We start from the raw sequence: 630 nt of genomic DNA on the forward strand, positions 1-630 counted from the left end.
GTATTTTCCATTCCAAAATTGCTTCCGCATGCGTCTCTTTTGTGAGCCCCATTTTGTCGTACGACACGGCATACAGCTCATCATCGGTTATTGGAGTTGCGGTAGTTTGATACTTATCAAGCGCAATAGGTATATCTTCACCATCCTGCTCCTTGATTGCAATCGGATAGGTTGTATTATTTATTAAAACATCAGGGTGTATACCAAAGTAAGTTAGATGAATAACCTGCATTTCGTCACCTACGGCGGCAACGTGCTGCGAATAATCTTTATTCCATCTAAGAATGTTCCTTCACCTAGAGACGATAAGCGTTTTACAACTTCTTTTGTCCACACCTCCTTATATACACCAGCTTGAGCAATAAAGCCTAAGCTGTTTAAAGGGATAAACGAAGCTGAAAATAAAACAGCTGTTGTTTCAAAGGCTGGCAATCCTGTGGCCATGGCTATTCCTGCGCCTGACAGCACAGAAACTAATAATGAGCAAAAAATACTAAAAAATAATTTCATTTTATTTGAATAAAAAAGTTTACAATCGAATTACTAGAACCTACACTTCAGGCTCTACTCCATACTCAGCTTTATACAAAGCTTTAAACTGCTCTGGGTCAGTTTCGGCCATAGCCTCTA

Annotated in this window: 2 protein-coding genes; both read right to left on the reverse strand. The window is 39.4% G+C overall.

Annotated elements, in window-relative coordinates; all coding sequences use genetic code 11:
• Positions 1-232 (reverse strand): hypothetical protein (locus CYTFE_RS32145; RefSeq protein ID WP_211238162.1); only part of this gene is annotated, 232 nt, incomplete at its 3' end.
• A gap of 8 nt (positions 233-240) precedes the next feature.
• Complete coding sequence (locus CYTFE_RS32150; RefSeq protein ID WP_027471599.1) at positions 241-510, reverse strand: hypothetical protein; 270 nt, start codon at positions 508-510, stop codon at positions 241-243.
• Positions 511-630 lie beyond the last annotated feature (120 nt).

Origin of the sequence: Saccharicrinis fermentans DSM 9555 = JCM 21142, from assembly GCF_000517085.1 — a bacterium.
GTDB classification, from domain to species: domain Bacteria; phylum Bacteroidota; class Bacteroidia; order Bacteroidales; family Marinilabiliaceae; genus Saccharicrinis; species Saccharicrinis fermentans.